This window comes from uncultured Streptomyces sp. (assembly GCF_947488945.1).
Lineage (GTDB): Bacteria > Actinomycetota > Actinomycetes > Streptomycetales > Streptomycetaceae > Streptomyces.
This window is the reverse complement of record NZ_CANLBS010000008.1, coordinates 168,989-185,412: the sequence shown is the minus strand read 5'-3', so window position 1 is coordinate 185,412 and position 16,424 is coordinate 168,989. Positions and strand designations below refer to the sequence as shown.

14 protein-coding genes and 1 tRNA gene are annotated in these 16,424 nt (G+C 73.1%); 11 read left to right on the top strand and 4 right to left on the bottom strand.

Features of this window, described 5'->3' with window-relative positions:
* Positions 1-65 precede the first annotated feature (65 nt).
* Complete coding sequence (locus Q0994_RS15300; protein ID WP_299534496.1) at positions 66-1,322, top strand: AAA family ATPase; 1,257 nt, start codon at positions 66-68, stop codon at positions 1,320-1,322.
* 98 nt (positions 1,323-1,420) lie between these two features.
* Positions 1,421-2,755: a DUF2201 family putative metallopeptidase gene (locus Q0994_RS15295; RefSeq protein WP_299534493.1), complete on the top strand. Its 1,335-nt coding sequence runs from the start codon at positions 1,421-1,423 to the stop codon at positions 2,753-2,755.
* A gap of 167 nt (positions 2,756-2,922) precedes the next feature.
* Here Q0994_RS15295 and Q0994_RS15290 read toward each other — a convergent pair whose 3' ends face one another.
* Positions 2,923-3,096: a CsbD family protein gene (locus tag Q0994_RS15290; RefSeq protein WP_299534490.1), complete on the bottom strand. Its 174-nt coding sequence runs from the start codon at positions 3,094-3,096 to the stop codon at positions 2,923-2,925.
* Positions 3,097-3,453: 357 nt separating this feature from the next.
* Between Q0994_RS15290 and Q0994_RS15285 the strand changes: the two genes are divergently transcribed.
* The 6 genes from Q0994_RS15285 to Q0994_RS15260 all read left to right on the top strand — a co-directional run bounded on the left by Q0994_RS15285 (position 3,454) and on the right by Q0994_RS15260 (position 8,450).
* Positions 3,454-3,768, top strand: a complete 315-nt coding sequence (locus Q0994_RS15285) for a hypothetical protein (RefSeq protein ID WP_299534877.1) — start codon at positions 3,454-3,456, stop codon at positions 3,766-3,768.
* Positions 3,769-4,101: 333 nt separating this feature from the next.
* Positions 4,102-4,344 (top strand): DUF6411 family protein, encoded by a 243-nt coding sequence (locus Q0994_RS15280; RefSeq protein ID WP_299534487.1) that lies wholly within the window; start codon positions 4,102-4,104, stop codon positions 4,342-4,344.
* A gap of 428 nt (positions 4,345-4,772) precedes the next feature.
* Positions 4,773-7,028, top strand: a complete 2,256-nt coding sequence (locus tag Q0994_RS15275; protein WP_299534484.1) for an ATP-binding protein — start codon at positions 4,773-4,775, stop codon at positions 7,026-7,028.
* A gap of 6 nt (positions 7,029-7,034) precedes the next feature.
* Positions 7,035-7,469: a roadblock/LC7 domain-containing protein gene (locus tag Q0994_RS15270; RefSeq protein WP_299534482.1), complete on the top strand. Its 435-nt coding sequence runs from the start codon at positions 7,035-7,037 to the stop codon at positions 7,467-7,469.
* Positions 7,470-7,471: 2 nt separating this feature from the next.
* Positions 7,472-7,843, top strand: coding sequence for a DUF742 domain-containing protein (locus tag Q0994_RS15265; protein WP_299534480.1), 372 nt, complete (start codon positions 7,472-7,474; stop codon positions 7,841-7,843).
* Entirely contained in the window at positions 7,821-8,450 is a 630-nt protein-coding gene (locus Q0994_RS15260) for an ATP/GTP-binding protein (protein ID WP_299534478.1), read from the top strand. The genes Q0994_RS15265 and Q0994_RS15260 overlap by 23 nt, the downstream gene beginning before the upstream one ends.
* Before the next feature lie 172 nt (positions 8,451-8,622).
* Here the strand turns inward: Q0994_RS15260 and Q0994_RS15255 are convergent, their stop codons facing one another.
* Positions 8,623-9,516, bottom strand: a complete 894-nt coding sequence (locus Q0994_RS15255; protein ID WP_299534475.1) for a transketolase family protein — start codon at positions 9,514-9,516, stop codon at positions 8,623-8,625.
* 85 nt (positions 9,517-9,601) lie between these two features.
* A complete protein-coding gene (locus tag Q0994_RS15250; RefSeq protein WP_299534472.1) occupies positions 9,602-10,300 on the bottom strand; it encodes a transketolase in 699 nt (232 codons plus the stop codon).
* Positions 10,301-10,425: 125 nt separating this feature from the next.
* Between Q0994_RS15250 and Q0994_RS15245 the strand changes: the two genes are divergently transcribed.
* Together Q0994_RS15245 and Q0994_RS15240 are read left to right on the top strand one after the other, a co-directional pair.
* Positions 10,426-10,502, top strand: a tRNA-Pro gene (locus Q0994_RS15245).
* 666 nt (positions 10,503-11,168) lie between these two features.
* Positions 11,169-14,060 carry a BTAD domain-containing putative transcriptional regulator gene (locus Q0994_RS15240; RefSeq protein ID WP_299534469.1) on the top strand — a complete coding sequence of 964 codons (2,892 nt, stop codon included), beginning with the start codon at positions 11,169-11,171 and terminating at the stop codon, positions 14,058-14,060.
* A gap of 262 nt (positions 14,061-14,322) precedes the next feature.
* Here Q0994_RS15240 and Q0994_RS15235 read toward each other — a convergent pair whose 3' ends face one another.
* A complete protein-coding gene (locus tag Q0994_RS15235) occupies positions 14,323-14,898 on the bottom strand; it encodes a M23 family metallopeptidase (protein ID WP_299534467.1) in 576 nt (191 codons plus the stop codon).
* A 1,112-nt stretch (positions 14,899-16,010) separates the two neighbouring features.
* Between Q0994_RS15235 and Q0994_RS15230 the strand changes: the two genes are divergently transcribed.
* A complete protein-coding gene (locus tag Q0994_RS15230) occupies positions 16,011-16,352 on the top strand; it encodes an SCO0607 family lipoprotein (RefSeq protein ID WP_299534465.1) in 342 nt (113 codons plus the stop codon).
* Positions 16,353-16,424: the final 72 nt, after the last annotated feature.

Here is a 16,424-nt window from a genome sequence, read left to right as displayed (position 1 = left end):
ATCCGGACCCGTTCCTGACCGACCCCACTGCCGCGTTCGCCCACGAGCCACCAAGGTGATCACCCATGCCCTCACGCACTCCGCTCGCCCCCGTCGGCCTCGTCGCCGACCCGTTCGCCCCGACCGCGCTCGACATCGCCGACGCGCTGACCGCCCTGCTGCTCACCACCACCACCGAACCGCGCCCCGACGCCCAACTGGAGGCGCTGACCCTGGCCGTCGCCGCCGACCTGCCCGTCCTCCTCTGCGGCGAACCCGGCATCGGCAAGACCGCGGGGCTGACCCAGCTGGCCGACTCCCTCGACCTGCCGCTGACCACCGTCATCGCGAGCGTGCACGAGCCCTCGGACTTCTCCGGTCTGCCGGTCGTCGGGGACGATCCGGCCGTCCAGGGCATCGCGATGGCCCCGCCGGACTGGGCGGTCCGCCTGGTACGCGAGGGCCGGGGGCTGCTGTTCCTGGACGAACTGTCCACCGCACCCCCCGCCGTGCAGGCCGCACTGCTCCGCCTCGTACTGGAACGCCGGGTCGGTTCGCTCCAACTTCCGCCCGGCATACGGATCGTGGCCGCCGCCAACCCGCGCGCCTCGGCCGCCGACGGCTGGGAGCTGAGTCCGCCGCTGGCCAACCGGTTCGTCCACCTCCAGTGGGTGCACGACCACGAGGTGGTACTCCGCGGTCTCGGCGGCACCTGGCCACGGGCCACCCTGCCGGTGCTCGATCCCGAACGTTTCGCGGACGCCGTCGGGTTCGCCCGCCGGGCCGTGCGCGGTCTGCTGTCCGTCCGCCCCGAACTCGTCCACCGGCTGCCCGCCGACGAGAGCCGCCGGGGCGGCGCCTGGCCCTCCCCCCGCAGCTGGGAGTCGACCCTGCGCCTGATCGCCTTCGCCACCGCCGCCGGGTCCGGCCGGGAGGTGCTGTCGATGCTGGTCCGGGGGGCCGTCGGCGACGGCCCGGGGCTGGAGCTGCTGGCGAGCCTGGACCGGCTGGACCTCCCCGACCCCGAGACGCTGCTCGCCGATCCGGCGGCCGCCGAACTGCCCGAGCGCGGCGATCTGCGGCAGGCGGTACTCGACGGAGTGGTCGCGGCGGTACGCAACCGACCCACGCACGACCGCTGGGACGCGGCGTGGGCGCTGCTGGTGCGGGCGATGGAGACCGGAGCCCCGGACCTGGTGGTCGTCCCCGCCACCACCCTCGCCTCACTGCGCCGGGAGGACTGGGACGTGCCGCAGTCCGTCGACCGGCTCGCCGGAGCGGTCGCGCTCCTCCGCCGTGCGGACCGCGCCGCGGCCCGCACCGTCACCGGGGGCAGCCGGTGAACGGGCCGAGCCCCGCCGACGGCACCGGTCCGAAGCCCGTGGGCCGGAAACCCGCGAGCCGGAAGCCAGTGCCGCGACGGCCCGAGCCCCGGCAACCGGTGAACCGGGAGCCCGCGCCACGGCCGCACACGGTTCCGGAGTCCGCGCACCGGCCGCACACGGTTCCGGAGTCCGCGCCATCGACCGGGACCGCGGCTTCCGTCCCGCACCGGCCGCTCGACCGCGAGAAGCTCTTCGCCGCCCGGTTGCAGGCCGCGCGGGCCCGGCCGTACCTGGCGACCGCCCTGTTCGCCCTGCACCCGGTGGAGTCGGGACGGGTCCCCACCATGAGTGTCGACCGGCACTGGCGGTGTTACGTCTCGCCCGCTTTCGTGGACCGGACCCCGGTCGAGGAACTGGCCGGGGTGTGGGTGCACGAGGTGTCGCACCTGCTGCGCGACCACCACGGGCGCAGCGACCGGTACTCCCGCGCCCACGAAACGGCCGGTCCCGGCGAGTGGCTGCGCATGAACATCGCCGCGGACTGCGAGATCAACGACGACGCCTTCGGCGACGGCCTGGCGGAACCCGAGGGCGCCGTGCGCCCGTCCGACCTCGAACTGCCCGAGGGGCAGCTCATGGAGGACTATCTGCGCCGCTTCCGCCTCGGCGCCCTCACCGAGGCGCACGCATGGCTGGACTGCGGCAGCGGAGCCGACGGGCACGACCGGGAGTGGGACCTCGGGCCGGAGGGGGCGAACGGCCTCGGTCCGGAGGCACGGGACGCCGTGCGGTTCCGGGTCGCCCAAGGTATTGAGGGACGGCCGGGGGACGTTCCGGCCGGCTGGAAGAGGTGGGCGCAGGAGGCGTTCCAGCCGCCCCAGCCGTGGCGGCAGTTGCTGGGCGCGGCGCTCCGGTCGGCCTGCTCCGGCGGCGGTACGGGCGAGGACTACACGTACGGGCGGCCCTCCCGGCGCTCCGCCGGCGTCCCCGGTGCCCTCCTGCCGAGCCTGCGACGCCGACCGCCCAGGGTGGCTGTGATCATCGACACCTCCGGCTCCGTCAGCGACGCCGAACTCGGCGCCGCACTGCGCGAGGTGACGGCCCTCACGCACGCGATCGGCGGACGGAGGGACATGGTCTCGCTGGTGGCGTGCGACGCCGCCGCACACCTGGTGCCGTCGCTGCGCGAGGCGGAGGGACTCACGCTGATCGGAGGGGGCGGTACCGACCTGCGGACCGGATTCGCGCGGGCACTGCGCACGCGGCCCGCGCCCGACGTGGTGGTGGCCCTGACCGACGGGCAGACTCCGTGGCCGAGCGCCCGGCCGTCCTGCCGGACGGTGGTGGGCCTGTTCGCCCGGCCGGGCGGGCGGCGAAGGTACGACGAGTCCAATCCGGCGTACGTCTCCGACGCGCCGCCCGGCTGGGCGCGGGTGGTGCGGATCGGGTGACGGGCGCGGCGGGGGTGCCACCGTGATCCGTGGTGGGCGCCCCCTGCGCCCCTGTTCCGCGTGGAGCGGGGGCGGGCATGCGTGTGGCCCGGCACGGAGGCCGGGCCACACGGGCACCGGGCGTCGGGGGAGGCGCTCGGTGCACTTCGGGGCTGCGCGGGAGGAGGTCAGTGCTTGAAGGTGTCCTTCGTCTTCTCCTTGGCCTCACGCGCGTCGCCCTTGGCCTGCTCGGCCCGGCCCGCGGCGGTAAGACGCTCGTTGCCGACCGTGCGACCGGCGGCCTCCTTGACCTTGCCCGTGGCCTGCTCGGTCTTGGCCTGGGTCTTCTCATCGGCTGCCATGTCACTCACACCTTGCTGTACTCGACATCAGGTACGTCGGTCCGTCTGACCGGTCACGGCGGATTCAAACGCCGCCGGAGCAATGTCTTTACGGGTGCCGTCGGGCTGAGGCCGGGGCCGCGTGAGGGCTGCGGCACGGACCGGAGTGCACCGGCGTGCGCCGCCCCGCGTGCGGGGTGGTGGCCGGTGACCTCCGTCACCGGCCACCACCCCGTACCCCTTCCGTCAAGCCCCCGGGGCCCACTTCGGGTCCGCACGCCCCGGTCCGCCCGGCGCGGGCCGACTGTAGGCTCGCCCGAGTTCGCTCCGCTCCCGGCCGCCGGTCGGCCACCACCGTGCAGAAAGCAGAGACCCACCGTGTTCCAGGAAACCCCGACCTACTCCCGGCTCGTGTCCGAACGCGGCGACGTGCCCGCCGAGGTGCGTGACGAGGCCGAGCGGATTCAACGGGACCTGTCGCGGTTCTTCCCCGCGAGCCCCGCCCCCCAGGGCGGCGCGGAGCTGCAACGCCGGGCGCCCCAGCAGCAGCGGATGGCTCCGCCGCAAGGCGGGCCCCAGCAACAGCGCATGGCCCCGCACCAAGGCGGACCCCAGCAGGGAATGCCGGGCCGGGGTGGGACCCCCCAGGGCATGGCCCCCCAGCAGCGGATGCCGCAGCAGCGCTCGGCGTAAAACGGCGCGGCGGCTCCGGCGTTCGGCGCGCCGGCCCCCGGTACGCACGGCCTGCTACGCGCCGGTGCGTGCCGCGCCGGTACGCGCCGCGCCGGTGCGTGCCGCGCGTGTGCGAGCCGGTGCGTGCCGCGCTGTGAGCGCCCCCGGAGCGGCGGCACCAGCCCCCGTACCCGCATCCCAGGTATCCGTTCGGACAGCCGGACGGGACGGTCCGACGGGGCGGTCCGACGGGCCGGTCCCACGGGCCCGTCGGCATCGCGTGATTGGGAAGGGCGGCGCGGGGCACACGGCGAAGACACCACGAAGCAGCAACACGATGCAGGGAGTCTTTTCATGGTTGTCGTCGGAATAGTCGCCGTCTGTGTCGTTCTCGCCGTGCTCGCGTTCTTCGTTCCCCGCCTTTCGCGGCACCCCCAGAACGGAACCCAGCGGACCCTGGGAGTCGGCTCGCGGGCCGGCAACAAGGCGCCGGGCGTGCTGGGCCGGGCGCTGAGCAAGCCGTTCCGCAGCAGCTCCAAGGCCGTCGGCCGCAGTGGCTCCGCCGGGCGTCGTGCCCGTGGCCACATGCCGTTCTGACCCTCCGCGGCCCGCAGCGCCCACGCGCGACGCGGCCAGGCCGGAGAGCCTGAGCGCAATCTTCGAGGAGCCCGTCCGCCGTACCCCTTCGGGGAGTGACGGCGGGCGGGCTCCTTCGCGTGCGCGGACGGGGCGTGTGCGCACGGCCGTCCTCGCGTGGGAGCGGAGGCCGTTGCCGGTGGCGCGCGGCCCGGCCGCCGTAATCGGCTGTCCGTGCGAGGCGTCATACCAGAGCGGGACGGATGCCGGGCAAGTTCGACAACTGGCTCTCACGCCCGCACACGGGGCGACTACCGTGTGTGCCCGGTGATCAACGCAGGGCTTCCTTTCTTCCGGGCCCTGGCGTCCGATGACCGGAGTCTGACCGACCGCCGTAGGTGCCACCGCGTGAACACCGATTCCTGGGGCCCCACGTACCAAGGACACTGATGTCTCAACTTCGCGCTCCCGACGCGCGACCGGAACGCCGTGAGGGCGGGCGGCACGGCCGTCCCGGCGGCCGTTCCCACTCTGCCGCGAACCGGCAGCGCATCCCGTTGCCCCCGCCCGAGGTCCGCATACGCCCCCAGCTGGTCCGGACAGCGCTGCTGCCGTGCGTGGCCGCCGTGCTCAGCGGAGCCGCCGCCGTCCTCTTCACCGTGCGGGCCTCCGGGATCCGCCCCTCGGCCAGCCTCTGGGCCGCCCTCGGCGGTTCCGGAGCCCTCGCCGTCGCCGCCGTCGCCGCGGCCTACCTCGGCGCGCACCGGGTCGCCGGCGGGGTACTCGACCGTGCGCTCGCCCTCCGCCGGGTCAGCGCCCAGGGGCAGGCGGACCTGCAACGCGTGCTGGAACAACTCCGCGAGGGCGGGACCGTCGCCCCCCGCACCCCGCCCCCCGCCTCCACCTACGGCGGGGACGCCTTCGACCTGCTCGCCCGGGAGATGGGGCAGGCGCAGGACACGGCCGTCAACGCGGTCGTCGAGGCGGCCGAACTCCTCCGCGCCCCCGAGGCCGCCCCGGGAGCCGGCGAGGAACAGCGCGTCGAGGTCTTCGTCAACCTGGCGCGACGCCTTCAGTCCCTCGTCCACCGCGAGATCCAGATCCTGGACGAGCTCGAACAGGAGGTCGAGGACCCGGACCTCCTCAAGGGGCTCTTCCAGGTCGACCACCTGGCGACCCGGATCCGTCGGCACGCCGAGAACCTCGCGGTGCTCGGCGGCGCCGTGTCCCGGCGTCAGTGGTCCAGCCCGGTGGGACTGACCGAGGTGCTGCGCTCGGCCATCGCCGAGGTCGAGCAGTACCCGCGCGTCAAGCTGGTGCCGCCCATCGACGGGACCCTGCGCGGGCACTCCGTCGCCGACGTCATCCATCTGCTGGCCGAGCTCGTGGAGAACGCCACGGTGTTCTCCGCCCCCCACACCCAGGTCATGCTCCGTGCCCAGCACGTCACCGCCGGACTCGCCCTGGAGGTGGAGGACCGGGGGCTCGGCATGGCCGGGCACGAACAGGAGCGGATGAACGCCCTGCTCGCCGACCCGGACCGGGTCAACGTGGCCCATCTGCTCCAGGACGGCCGGATCGGTCTCTTCGTCGTCGCCGCACTCGCCCGCAGGCACGGCATCGCGGTCCGTCTCCAGAGCAACATCTACGGCGGTACGCAGGCCGTGCTGGTACTCCCGCAGACGCTGCTGGGCGCCGAGGACGAGACCCCGGCGGACGGCTTCCCGGCCCCGCCGCCCACTGCCCTGACCGGCTCCCCGCAGCCGGACCAGGACCACGCACACCCCGGCCCCGGCACCGGTTCCATGCCCCTGCCGGGGCAGCCCGCACCGCCGTTGCCGCAGGCCCAGCAGGCCCAGCAGGGACAGCAGGGACAGCAGGGACAGCAGGTACAGCCCGGCCGTCAGCACCAGGACCGGCCCGCGCACGAACAGTCGGCGCACGAACGGTCCGCGCCCGACGGGCCCGCGCAGGACCGGCCGGGACGGTCCGCGTCCGCGCCGGAAGCGGCCGGTACGGCGTACGGCACCGGGCCCGGCGCCCCGCAGTTCGCGCCCGTGCCCCCGCGTCAACTGCGGCGCGAGGGCGACTCGTTCGGCGACGGAAGCGAGGACCGGCCAGGTGCCGGGGGACGCGAGGGACAGGGGCCCCCGCTGCCGCAGCGGTCGGCGGGCCCCGCGTCCGCGGACCGTGCCGACCAGGACGTGCGGCCCCGACTCCCGCGCCGTGCGCACCAGGAGAACCTCGTCCCGCAGTTGCGCGAGGCCCCCGCCCCGCGCACCGGTACCAACGACGTCCTGCACGACCCGGGCCTGCTCGCGGCCTTCCGCCGGGGCATCGACCTGGCCGAGGCCCGGTCCGAGCAGGACCACCCCGCTCCCGCCGGGCCGGGTGAGGCGCAGGACCCGTACGACACGCAGGGCGGCCACGAACCGTCGGGCGACCCCGAGGCCCCGGCCATCGCCTCCGCCCGTGCGCCGGAGAGCGCAGGCCGCTACGGGGAGGCCGCCGCGGCCTCCGACCCGGCCGGGCGCGAAGGCGACCCCCGCCACCCGTACCCCGCCTGGGAGGAGTCGCGCGCGGCGGCCGGGCCCGCCGTCCGCCGGGAACCGCTCGCACCGCTCCCGGTGCGCGGCGCCACCCCGGCGGAACCGGTCGCGCCCGCCGCCCCGGACGCCCTCAGCGAGATCCCGTACAAGGAGTAGACGATCATGACGAGCGACATGACGACCGGTCAGGCATCCGACCTGGACTGGCTTTTGGGCGGACTGGTCCAGCGAGTCCCGCACACCAGGAGCGCCGTGCTGCTCTCGGCGGACGGCCTGGTGAAGTCGGTGCACGGCATGGACCCGGACAGCGCCGACCACATGGCGGCGCTGGCGGCGGGGCTGTACTCCCTCGGCCGCAGCGCGGGCGCCCGGTTCGGCGACAACGGGGACGTACGGCAGGTGGTCGTCGAACTCGACTCCACCCTGCTCTTCGTCTCCACGGCCGGTTCCGGCACCTGTCTCGCCGTACTGGCCGGCCGGGAGGCGGACGCGGCGGTCCTCGGCTACGAGATGACCATGCTCGTGAAGAGCGTCCGCCCCTACCTCGTCACCCCGGTGCGGCAGCCGCCGCACTCGCCCTTCACCCCGGGGATGTGAGCGTGGTGGCTCCCCGGGACGTGCCGCTGCTCGACGACGCGGCAGGCCGGCTCATCCGCCCGTACACCGTCAGCAACGGCCGCACCCGGCCCACGACCGCCCTCGACCTGCTTTCCCTGATCATGGCCACGGGGATCTCCCCGGCGGACCAGCTCGGACCCGAGCACGGGGTGGCGCTCGGGCTCTGCGAGGGACCTGTTTCCGTCGCGGAGATCGCCGCGCACCTCCGGCTGCCGGCGACCGTCACCAAGATCCTGGTGTCCGACCTGGTCGCCTGCGGGGCCGTCACCGCCCACGCCCCCGCCTTCCACGATGTGCCCACCGACCGATCCCTGCTGGAGGCAGTGCTCGATGGTCTACGACGACAGCTCTGACAGCGCCGGACCGCCCGCCGCGTTCTTCCCCACAGCCCTGAAGGTGCTGGTGGCCGGCGGCTTCGGGGTCGGCAAGACGACGTTCGTGGGCGCCGTCAGCGAGATCGCCCCGCTGAGCACGGAGGAACTGCTCACCCAGGTCAGCGCGGCGACCGACAGCCTGGAGGGCGTCGAGTCCAAGCGCTCCACCACCGTCGCCATGGACTTCGGCAGGATCACCCTCTCCGAGCAGCACGTCCTCTACCTGTTCGGCACCCCCGGCCAGGAGCGCTTCTGGTTCATGTGGGACGAGCTCTCCCAGGGCGCGCTCGGCGCGGTCGTGCTGGCCGACACCCGGCGGCTCGCGGACTGCTTCGCCGCCGTCGACTTCTTCGAACGGCGCGGCATCGGCTTCATCGTCGCCGTCAACGAGTTCGACGGGGCGTTCCGCTACGAACCCGACGAGGTGCGGGCCGCGCTGGACCTCGGGCCGACCGTGCCGGTGGTGCTCTGCGACGCCCGGATCGCGAGCTCGGGCACGGGCGCGCTGGTGACGCTCCTCCAGCACCTGATCAGCGCCACGTCGGCGCCGCCGGCCCGGCTCCAGCACTTCGGCGCGCACCCCTGAGCCGGGCGGCGGCCCGGTCCCGGCCCGGTCCCGGCAGCTCCCGCCAGGACCGGGCCGCCGTGCGGGCCGGCGCCCGGTGCGCCGTACTCGCAGAGCCGTCGTGCCGTCGTGCCGTCGTGGTGTTGTCGTGCTGTCGGCCGGGCTCGTACGCGTCGTCGTCGCGTCGTCGGCGTCAGAGGCTCAGGAAGCCGCTGATGCTCCGGCGGAGCCCGGCCGGGTCCAGGCCGTGTGCGACGAGGTGCTCGCCGAGTTCCCCGTACTTGCGCAGCTCGGCGCGGCCCACTCCGAGGCCGAGCACGCGGTGGGGGACCGCCGCCAGCGCGTCGTTGGCCGCGCCCGTCGACGTACCGGCGAGGTACGGTTCCACGACCACGACGTCCGCCGGACCCGGGCCGACGGCCCGTACCAGGCCGGGCGCGTCGAAGGGGCGGACCGTCGTGGCGTACAGCACGGTCAGGTCGAGCCCCTCGGTCGCGGCGAGGACGTTGTCCAGCATCGGTCCGACGGCGACCACCGTGCCGGCCGTTCCCCGCCGCACCGGGACGAATCCGGGGCCCGTCGGCAGCGGCCGGGCGTTCGCCTGCACGGAGAGGCGCACATAGACCCGGTCGTCGCCGCGTGCCGCCTCCCGCAGCAGGGCCTCGGCCTCGTCCGGATGCCCGGGGACCTGGACGGTCCAGCCGTCCAGGGTGTCCATCAGCGCCACGTCGCCGGGCGCCATGTGGGTGAACCCGCCGGCAGGCCAGTCGTACGAACCCGAGGCGCTGACCAGCACCCCGCCCACGCCCTGGTGCCCGAAGTCCAGCTTCACCTGCTCGAACGGCCGCTCCACCAGGAAGCTCGCGAAGGTGTGGACGAAGGGCCGCAGGCCGGTGAGGGCCAGGCCCGCGCCCACCCCCACCAGCAGTTGTTCGCGGATGCCGACGTTGATCACCCGGTCCGGATGGTTCCGTGCCGCGGGCCCGAAGGCGTCGGAGCTGATCTCCGCGAGCACCAGGGCGAGCCTCGGGTCCTCGTCGAGCAGCCGGGTCGTGAGGGAGATGAATCGGTCACGCATGGTGTCCATGGGGCGTCTGTCCTTCGCGTGTGCGGGGGGTGTGAGGCTGGGCGGGAGGCGGGCCGCTCCGGCGGAGCGCGGGGAGGGCTCAGCCCTAGGGCGCCGTGCGGGCGATCACGGCATGCGGCCGGCCGGGGTGCCGGGCGGTGAAAGCGGCGTGCAGCGCCTCGTGGTCGGTGCCGTCCACGGTCAGTACCGACCAGCCGGCGGCCTCGAACCTGGCCGCGAGTCCGCCGGGGCGGGCGTAGGAGGCGGACGCGTTGTCGATGACCACGGTGTGCAACTGCTGCAGCCCGGCCGGCCCCGCATAGGCCAGCGCCTCGTGGTTGCTGCCCTCGTCCATCTCGGCGTCCCCGGTCATCACCCAGACCCGGGGCCCGGTGAGCCCCTGCGCCCGGAGACCGAGGACCGTGCCGACCGCGAGCGGCAGCCCGTGGCCCAGCGAGCCGCTGCCGATCTCGGCGCCCGGGACCAGCATCCGGTCGGGGTGGTGGCCGAGCGGCGAGTCGTAGCCGCCGAATCCGGCCAGCACGTCCTCGCCGAAGAAGCCGCGCGCCGCCAGCACCGCGTAGTAGGCCATCGGGCCGTGCCCCTTGGACAGCAGGAACCTGTCCCGCTCGGGGTCCTCGGTGCGCCCCGGCCCGCCCCCGCGCAGCACCCGGTCGTACAGGACCCAGAGCGCGTCCAGAGTGGAGGTGGAGGCGGGCCCGTGCTTCTCGTCGCCGGTCATCAGGCTCATCAGCCGGTGCAGATCGGCGTAGCCGTAGGCTTTCGTCGCGGTGGAGTTCGTCATGCGGCCACCCTCGAACATCAACCAAACTTGAGGTCAAGCGGGAAACGGTTCGTGACCACCTGCCGGAGTGCGGTATTGTTCTCATGCGCGTTCGGCCAGGGCGAAAGACCAGGTCAGACCCGCATCGGGACGTGGCGCAGCTTGGTAGCGCACTTGACTGGGGGTCAAGGGGTCGCAGGTTCAAATCCTGTCGTCCCGACCATGTGGAAACGCAGGTCGGAGGCCGTTCTCTCATCCATGGGAGGGCGGCTTTTCGTGCGTCCCGGGGCGTGGTGGTCGCAGTGTGGTCGCACGCCCGGGCCGGGTCTGGTTCACCTGGGTGCTGGTGGCGGGTGGTGCGGGGGAGCGGAGTTCGTGGAGGACTGCGCGGAGGCGGTCGATGCGGTCGCGAGGTGGGCGCAGCCACCCCGGTCTGGTCAGGTGGGCGCAGCCGCCCCGGTCTGGTCAGGTGGTCAGCGGCTCGTGCGGCCGTGGTGAGGTTTGGCCGACGGTGTCGACGGCCTGGTGTGCGGCCTCTCGGGTGAGGTGGCTGTAGAGGTTCGCGGTGATCGACAGGGTGGGGTGCCGCAGCCTGGCATCCGCCCGCGTGCAGCGAGCGGCGCGTGCGGCCGCCCGTGTCGGCCCCACGGAGCAGCATGCACGGTGGTCCGGGCGTGGACCACCGGGCCTGAAGGAACGTCCTCAGGGGCATTCCGCCAGGGGGCCGTACCCCCGGCAAGCGCGGTGCCGGGTGGGCGGCTTGAACCGCGCCGGGAGATCCGCAGCGAGCGCTGAAAGGATCGAGGGGGAGTCGTCACCCGGATTTCGTCTGGAGAGGCTTCGGACATCGTTACGCTGCACCGAAGTTACCGAAATCACGGAGGCTGCGGTGGGGGAGCCGACATTCGGAGTCCTGGGGCCGCTCCAGGTGAGGGCGCACGGTGTCCCGGTACGGATCGGCGGGGCCAAGCCCCGGGCCGTACTGGCGACTCTGCTGCTCCAGCCGAACGGCTTCGTCTCACTGGACCTGCTGACGGAGGTCCTGTGGCCAGGTGGCGCACCTCGGTCCGCGGTCGCCAACGTGCGCACGTACGTACGGACGCTGCGGCTGCGGCTGCCCCCGACGGCGGTCGGCGGACTGCGTACCGAGCCCTCCGGCTACTCACTGGGCGTCGAGCCCGGGGAGGTGGACATGCTGCTCTTTGAGCAGCATCTCGCCTCGGCCCGCGCCGCCCGCGACCGCGGTGAGGACGCGGCGGCACTGCGTGCCTACGAAATGGCCCTGGGGCTGTGGCGCGGCGGGGTGCTCCAGGACGTGCCCTCCAGCGTGGTGTGGGACCCGGCCATCACGCGCATGGAGGGGTTGCGGTCCATCGCTGTCGACGAATGCCTCGAGTTACGGCTCCGGCTCGGGGACTACGCCCACCTGGTCTCCGGCCTGCGGTCCCGGCTGACCGAGAGCCCTCTGCGGGAGGACCTGTGGCGGATGCTCGTGCACGCGCTGAACGGCGCGGGGCGCAGCGCCGAGGCGCGGTCCGCGTACGCCGAGGCCGAGCGGGTGATCGCCGCCGAGCTGGGGATAGAGCCGAGCGAGCCGCTGCGTACCATCGGCGCCGAGGTCAACGGATACCCCGGCCGCCGTCGCGCGGCAACGCCCGTGTCCGTCTGCCAACTCCCGATGGACATCATGGACTTCACCGGACGCGCCGTCGAGGTCGCCGACCTGGAGGAGTTACTGTCCACCGCCGGCCGACAGCCCGTGGTCGCTGCGGTGTCGGGCCCGCCGGGTGTCGGGAAGTCCACGCTGGCTGTGCATGTCGCCCACCGGGTGCGTGACGCGTTCCCCGACGGGCAGCTCTTCGTCGACCTGGCCGGAACGAGCGAGTGCCCCCGTGAGCCGGCGGACGTCCTGGCCGAGATGCTGCGTGGCCTGGGCGTCATCGACAGTTCGATACCCGGTGATCCGGGCGAACGCGCCGCGATGTTCCGTTCCCGCCTGGCCCAGCGGCGCTTCCTCATCGTGCTAGACGACGCCCTGGACAGCGCACAGGTGAGCCCACTGCTTCCAGGTACCGGTGGTTCGGCGGTGCTGGTCAGCTCGCGGCGCCGGATGCCCGGCCTGCCGGCGCGTGCCTGCCCGCTCGGGCTGATGCGGCACGATGACGCCCGCGCCCTGTTCGGGGCCATCGTCGGCGCGGACCGGCTGCGCCGGGAGGGGGCCGACGCCGACCGTGTCCTCGCCGAGTGCGGATCACTTCCGCTGGCGGTACGGATCGCGGCCGCCCGGCTCGTGAACCGGCCCGGCTGGAGCGTCGGCACGCTGGCCGACTCGCTGCGCGACGAGCGCGGTCGCCTCGGGGCGGTCCGCTTCGGCGAGCTGGAGGTGCGGGCCGGCGCCGAACTCAGCTACCGCCATCTGCCCGAGCCCGCCGCCACCGCCTTCCGCACGTTCGGAGACCTGCCCGACGACGCCGTCCCGGGCTGGCTCGTCGCCGTAGCGACGGGGTGCGACAGTGAGACGGCGGGGGGTCTGGACACCCTGCTCGACGAACACCTCGTCGAAGTCGTCGGCAGAGACCGTCTCGGCCTGAACCGTTACCGCATGCACGACCTACTGCGGTGCTACGCCCGGGAACTGGTCCTGACGGAGAATCAGGAGATCCGGCTGCGGCGTCGCCTGCGGGTCATAGACGCGCTCACCGCCCTCGCCCGCTCCGCCAACGCTGCCATGCCCACCCGCTTCCTCGGTGTGCTGGGCGAGCCCGACGAGCGGGGTTTGCCGGACGGATCGGCCCACGATGTCGTCCTCATGGTGCGCGCCCGGCCCGTGGACTGGTTCGAGAGCGAGCACCGCAACCTCGTCGCCGCCGTCGACGCAGCAGTCCGGCTCGGGCGGACTGACAGGGCCGCCGACCTGGCGATCGAACTGGCGGGCTTCTTCGACATGCGCGGCTACTACGGGGACTGGCTGCGGACCCACCGGCTCGTGCTCGACGCCATGCCGCACCACGACGACGTCCGGGCTGCTTCCCTGCTGCGCAACCTCGGCCAGCTTCATCTCTACCAGGACAGGTACCCGGACGCGCTCGCCTCCTTCGACCGGGCCAGGGCGCTCTTCGCTGAGCTCGGACACCCCACGGGGGAAGCGATCGCCGCGGTGGGCTCCGGCTCCGTCCACCGGATCGTGGGTGATCTCGACGCCGCGCTCGGGACGTTCACCGCCGCGCTCGAGGACTTCGCCGCGTACGGCGACCGGCACGGCGAGGCGGTGGCACGCAACGCGATCGCCTCCGTCTGGCTGGAGCGCAAGGACCCGGAGGCCGCGGACGGCTGGCTGCGAGGGGCCCTGGAACTGTCCCGTGCCGACGGGGACCGGCACCGCGAGGCACAGGTGCGCCGCAGGGTCGCCATGCTGCACGAACTGCGTGGCGAACCGCAGGCGGCGCGTGCCGAGCTGGAGCGAGCCCTCGGCATCTTCGACGAGTTGGCCGACCTGCACTGCGCCGCGTACGTGCAGCAGAGCATCGCGGAACTGTGCTTGCGGCAGGGCGACGCCGGTGAGGCGTCGGCGCTGTTGACCGGTGCACTCGCTGTGCAGCAGCAGCTCGGGGACCGCCGCGCCGAGGCCCAGGTGGCGGGCCTGCTGGGCGAGTTGCACGACGCGACCGGCCGCAAGCAGACCGCGCGGCACTACTTCAACCGATCCCTCGCCACCTGGCGCCGCCTGGGTGTGCCCGATGAGGCCGGACTGGTGGACGCCAAACTCCGCTCCATGCGCTGAGAGGCTGTCGGGTGACCTCCGGCCGGGCGGCCGGCACGCACGCTTCCCGTGTTGTCGTCAGTCGGCGCCGCGCCGCGTCGGCTCCCTCTCCGCCCCGGAATCGCACGCACCGAACCGCGTTCGCATGCGGCTCAGAGGCCACCCGACAGCCTCTGAGCGGCGCCGATGGAAACAGGTGTGGGTGCGACCGCCGTCGCACCCACACCCGGCTCAGGGGATCACTGGGTGCCGGCCGGTCCTTCCGCCGACACCCGGCGGTGTGTCAGCATCTGTTGTTGCTGACCTGGTTGCGCCTGAGGTAGTCGCTCCACGTGACACCCTGGACGACCGCGACGACGACCGCTCCGTCGTGCTTCTGCTCGTAGTGGAGGTGCGGGGAGATGTCGTACAGGGCCGAGGTGTTGCCGACCTCGCCGATCAGCTGGCCCACGTTCACCGTGGCGCCCGCGGCCACCGAACGGGTCCTCAGATGGGCGTACCGTGTCTGCCAGCCGCCCCCGTGACCGATGACTATCGTGTTCCCGTATCCGGCGCCCGTCGAGTAGTACGACTCGAGGACCGTGCCACCGGCACTGGCGAACACCCGGCGGCCCAGGTCGTCCGGGGTGCCGTTCGCGTCGTAGTGGTTCCAGTCGATCGAGTGCGCGGGACTGTGCCCCGACCAGTTGTTGCCCAGCCATGTCTGGTTGCACTCGAAAGGCATCTTGAAGGCGGGCCGTGCGGCAATGGCGGCTTCCGACGAGTTCGCGACCGGCGTCGCGACAGCGGTGGGAACGGTGAGAACTGTGGCCGCGACCGCGCTCATGGTGATCAGCGACCGGCGGAAATTCCTGTGCATGGCTCTCCCCTTGTCGTCTTGCGTCGGGTGACACGGCGATTCAAGAAGGCGGGCATACACAGCGGATACATTCCGCCCACCGACCCCGCACACCTGCTTCCTCGCCGGCCCAGAGGCGTGCAGGGCTGTGGTGGAATCCCTCTACGTCACAGGCGTCCGCGCCCCGGAGCGAGGGTGCCGGTGGGCTCGATCCGCTGTGGCTGACATTCGAGATCCGGGGTTCAGCCCCGGCAGGATGTCCGACGTGGAGAGCATGGGGAGGCCAGACGTCCGGCAGGGGCGTAGGCGTTGGACAGCGTGGTCAGGTCGTCCACGTCCTGGACCTCGACGGGCTGAACCCACCAGCACCCACCGCGGTGCGTGTCCTCGTAGGTGAGTGCGCCGCCATGCCCCGGCCGGCTTCGGTGTGCCTCGCCGCGCACCGCTCTTGGCTGTTATGTGGGAACGGCAGCGGAGGTCCTCAACCCTACGACCCGGCCCCGGGGCCACCTGATGATCCCTTGGGTGGCCGGAGGGTTGCGATCTCGAAGGAGCTTGAGGTGCTCGCGCGCGGTGCCGGCCGGACGGTGGGAAGGGGGCGCTGGGGACCAGTTGGGGACCACCCGCTACGCGCGGTGGTGCACGATGCATGCCTACACGCACCACTCGCGCCTGGATGAAGACCGCTGCATCCAGAAAATCCTCTTGACGCTCACTCCTTGGGGGTCAAGGGGGCGCAGGTTCACCTCCTGTCGTCCCGACTGGAGACAGTTGTCGATCAAGGCCGGTATCGGAGGTATGCGATACCGGCCCTCGGTCGTTCTCGGGGACCGGCGGGGCACCGGTGTGCTTCGACCGGGCCGGTGTCAGCGGCTCGCGACGAGGGGATGTCGGCCCCGATCGCTGCGCGCCCTCAGGCCGCCGTCGGGAGGCGTCCGGGGCACACCTCCGCCTGCACCGCCGGACCCGGTCCGGCGCGCGGCGCGCACGCGTGGGCGACGCATGCAAGTCCCGGACCCGCCCGACGGTTTGGGTACCCGCGCACCCGTTCCTGAGTAGGAGCGCTCATCTCCCGGGGACGGCTCGGCGGCCACAGTGGACGCATACGACAGCGCCAGCCACTGGAGAAGATCATGTACCTGCCCCGCAGAACGAACCGATCCGCCACCGCCCTCCGGCCGACGGGGGCACGCCTCGTGGTCGCCGCCCTCGCGAGCGGAGTCGCCGCGCTGCTGCTCACCGGATGCGCCGGGTTCGAGTACCGGGAGGACGTCTGCTCGGACGGCGAGTATCCGGTCATGTCCGTGGGTGCTACCGGTTCCGCCTGCGTGTCCGACGACGAAGAGCCGCCCACGGGCTTCGTGCGGTATCCGGAGGGCAAGGTCCCGCAGCAGGTGGACGACAAGTGGGACGTGTACTGGAACACCCACACCCTCGACCGGGACGGCCGTGTCATCGACGCCCCGGCCGGCTGAGGCGCGCGGACGGTCCGCCGGTCGCACGGCGGACCGTCCCGAGGCCCCGCGTCCTTACGGCGGGCCGCGCCA